Source organism: Streptomyces sp. NPDC057543 (genome assembly GCF_042801895.1).
Taxonomy (GTDB): Bacteria; Actinomycetota; Actinomycetes; order Streptomycetales; family Streptomycetaceae; genus Streptomyces.
This window is the reverse complement of the sequence record NZ_JBHVFF010000504.1, coordinates 1-3,229: the sequence shown is the minus strand read 5'-3', so window position 1 is coordinate 3,229 and position 3,229 is coordinate 1. Positions and strand designations below refer to the sequence as shown.

General features: G+C 63.9%; 4 protein-coding genes and 2 pseudogenes. 3 read left to right on the top strand and 3 right to left on the bottom strand.

Features of this window, described 5'->3' with window-relative positions:
* Window positions 1–159: pseudogene (locus ACFU8Q_RS40535) on the bottom strand (IS1380 family transposase); the annotation flags it as partial.
* Between the two features lie 4 nt (window positions 160–163).
* Here ACFU8Q_RS40535 and ACFU8Q_RS40530 point away from each other — a divergent pair.
* On the top strand, window positions 164–487 hold the full coding sequence (locus ACFU8Q_RS40530) for a DUF6924 domain-containing protein (protein WP_384464943.1): 324 nt from the start codon (window positions 164–166) through the stop codon (window positions 485–487).
* A 145-nt stretch (window positions 488–632) separates the two neighbouring features.
* Here the strand turns inward: ACFU8Q_RS40530 and ACFU8Q_RS40525 are convergent.
* Both ACFU8Q_RS40525 and ACFU8Q_RS40520 read right to left on the bottom strand, forming a co-directional pair.
* A pseudogene (locus ACFU8Q_RS40525) lies at window positions 633–800 on the bottom strand (IS5/IS1182 family transposase); the annotation flags it as partial.
* A gap of 137 nt (window positions 801–937) precedes the next feature.
* On the bottom strand, window positions 938–1,573 hold the full coding sequence (locus tag ACFU8Q_RS40520; RefSeq protein ID WP_384464940.1) for an ATP-binding protein: 636 nt from the start codon (window positions 1,571–1,573) through the stop codon (window positions 938–940).
* Window positions 1,574–1,795: 222 nt separating this feature from the next.
* Between ACFU8Q_RS40520 and ACFU8Q_RS40515 the strand changes: the two genes are divergently transcribed.
* Both ACFU8Q_RS40515 and ACFU8Q_RS40510 read left to right on the top strand, forming a co-directional pair.
* On the top strand, window positions 1,796–2,641 hold the full coding sequence (locus tag ACFU8Q_RS40515) for a helix-turn-helix domain-containing protein (RefSeq protein ID WP_384464937.1): 846 nt from the start codon (window positions 1,796–1,798) through the stop codon (window positions 2,639–2,641).
* The gene (locus tag ACFU8Q_RS40510) at window positions 2,641–2,832 is read left to right on the top strand and encodes a DUF397 domain-containing protein (RefSeq protein WP_384464934.1); all 192 of its coding nucleotides are present in this window, start codon (window positions 2,641–2,643) and stop codon (window positions 2,830–2,832) included. The genes ACFU8Q_RS40515 and ACFU8Q_RS40510 overlap by 1 nt, the downstream gene beginning before the upstream one ends.
* The last annotated feature ends 397 nt before the right edge of the window (window positions 2,833–3,229 follow it).

Below are 3,229 nucleotides of genomic sequence, written 5' to 3'. Positions count from 1 at the left end.
ACGGGCGTGTCGGATGCGGTCCTCGGCCCGGGCCCGCTGACGGTGTCGTAGCTCGAGGGCGGAGATCGGGGAACTCGTGGTGTTGGTGGCGAACGCGGTCAGCCGCAGCCCGTCGGCGTCCGTGATGCGCAACTGGGCGCCGGGGTGCGGACGTTCCTGGGCCTTGACCCTCGACGCCACAGACAAGTACCCCAATGCCACGTACGTCAGCGATCCCCGCTACGCCAAGGTGAGCATTCAGGCGCTGATCGATGAGAACGCGGCAGCCGAGGAAGACGATCAGCTCGTTGAGCTGTTCGTCGCAGATGCGACTGCCATGACTGCCCCATCGCAGCCGCTCCTGGCGGTCGACCTGTGCAACGAGCCCGGCCGGACGTTCCGGGTTCCAGTCCCGTGGTATGCCGAGATCTCCGCCAACATGGACTTCGCCGACCACGCCGACGCGGCAGACGAATCAAGCACGTTCCGCGGTTTCGGTGAAGGCTGACGATCTCCGCTGAGGGGCTGTACCACCACGGCGGACGCAACGCGGATTCGGCCCCTGGAGCATTCCCCAGGCTTCAGAGGACGAGGTGTCCGGCACCCGCCGGACACCCCGATCGCACATGAGTCTCTATCCGACGGGACCACGACCGGAGCCAGAGGCGGATCGCAGCGACGGCGACTGTCCTGTGAACCACGTAGGTTCTCTTATCGAATCGCGTGGCCACAGCCCGATTGAGCTTCAACTTGTTGATCAGCCGTTCGACTTCATTCCTGCGCGCGTAACGCGCCAGGTCGAAGCCGGTGGGCCGGCCGCCCTCCTCCCGGCAGGAAGCCACAGTGCTGAGCAGCACACACGACGCACCACAGGTTGTACGACTCTGTCCATCACAGTCTGCTTCAAGGTCATCCAACACTTCGGCGATTTTGACAAGTTCTTCGGGCGAAGGTTGCTTCACGCCGGATCAGCCGCCTCGGCCTCGAAATGCGCTTGCGCGCAATCGAGGGCCTCGTCCGGATCGCAACCGTGGGCTCGGAGCCAGTGGAGGAGGTTGGTGATCAGGTCGACCGCCATCTCCCTCCCCAAGGCCAGGCCCAGTCGTTCATGACGGGAGGTCACCGGGACGGAGCCAAGTCCACAGAGCGCTAATACCGCTTCCGCCTTGGCGACTTGGTGACTATCGACGTGATCGTTCGCTGACCGCAGGCCGGTGGTCAGCTCGCACCACGTGACCTTGGAGTCACCGCGTAGGATGACGCCCCAACGATCGGCAACACCATCCACAAGAGCTATTCCTCGCCCCGCCTCGCCCTCCCCCGCCGCCCTGATGAGCGTAGGAAGTGCTCGCAGATCGGGATCGCTTACCTCGATGCGAAGACGGTCGCCGTTCATGGATACGGCGAGACTGGACGGAGTCCCGGGGCCTACGTGCCTGACCACGTTCGCGACCATCTCGGTGACGCAGATCTGCGCCGCGTAGACGACTCCGGGCAGCCCCCAGAGCTCCAGGTGTAACCGCAGTACCCGCCTCAGTCCGGCGAGCTCCTCCGCTTCGGCAAGGAACGCTAGATCCCATGCCTTTCTGTCCACTCCGAAACGACACTCATCCAAGCCGATCACTCCTCCGCCACCGATTGGTCACTATGAGTACCCAATGCCTCTCAAACGATGACAGTGGAACTCTCAAAATGGAACTCTCACATTGAACCTGTGGGAGCACACGGACGGGCGCGCGCCCCCACAGTGCGCTGTCTTGCTCGATGCACTCCGCACGATGCACGCTCTTGGGGATCAACACGAAGGACCACAGCCATGCCAGTCGGACCAACCACCCGTAGACGCCAACTCGGCGCGGATCTGCGTCGTCTCCGTGAGCGCAAGGGCCTCACGTTGGAAGAGGCCGGAGCTCTGGTCGGCATCTCCAAGGCAACGTTGAGCCGCTACGAGAGGAAGGAGGGTGCCGTCAAGTGGCCAGCAGTCGAAGCCCTATGCCGTGAATACGGCGCCTCGGATCGGGAACGTGCGTCGTTGGTCGAGTTGGCCAAGGGAGCCCGCATCCAAGGCTGGTGGCGCTCGCTCGCGGACCCCATCCCCGAGTCGATGAACCTCATGCTGACCCTGGAAGACGAAGTGGTCAGCGAAGACCACTACGCCTGTATGTACGTGCCCGGCCTGCTTCAGACGCGCGCGTATGCAGAGGCTGTGCATCGCGCCTCGGAGATGAGGTGCACCGACCAGGAGATCCACCACATGGTGGACATCCGCATGAAGCGGCAGGAACTCCTCGCTCGGACCGAACCGCCGCACATCTGGGCAGTGATTGATGAGGCAGTCATCCGACGCATCGTGGGTGGCCGCGACGTCATGCGTGAGCAGTTGAAGCACCTCTGCAAGCAGACCACCCAGCCACACGTCACCGTTCAGATACTGCCGTTCGAAGCGGGTGCCCACGCCGCAGCGGTGGGCAGTTTCGTCGTCCTCGGTGGCCCTGCGCCCGAACTCGACGTCGTGTACGTGGACATCATCGGCGGCGGGCTCTTCATGGAGAAGCCGCAGGAACTGGCGCGCTATAAGTTGGCGTTCGAGTACTTGCGCGCACAGGCATTGGACATCAAGTCGTCTGCTGTGCTCCTGAACCGAGTTTGCGAGGAGTTGTAATGGATACCCAACGTGCTCATTGGTTCAAGTCGTCGTACAGCGGTGGGAGCGGTACCGAATGCGTCGAGGTCGCTGACCTGCACCCGGCCGTGGGCGTACGAGACTCGAAGCAGCCGCATGGCCGCCACCTCGCCGTACAGCGAGGCGCATGGGCCGGGTTCATCGCGTCGGTTCGTCTGCGACAGCTTTGAACCGTTCGGCGAGGGCGAAGGGGCCGTTGACGCCCTCGCTCACGTGACTGCCACGGCCAGTCACACCATCCAGATCGAGCTGTGCCGATGGCGCGGCGGAGGCACGTCCACGGTGTCCGCGGCTTCGGGTGCGAGCTCACCGGAGGCCGCGTTCACCAGGCGGCGAGCGGTCGTTGCCTGCCTACAGAACCGTTGCCTGGCCCGCCGTTCCTCCTGCGTGGACCACAAGGCGATGGAACGGTCGCGGTTGTGCCGGGGGAAGCAGTAGACATTCACCCGTCGTCGGACAGCGTCGGGCCTAGTACTCCAGCCGGACTTCTTCATTCGTGCTGGTCAACGGCTTGGGTGTGGGGAGTGTAGCGGGCTGGAATGGGGGTGGGGCGGTCTTTGCCGGGCC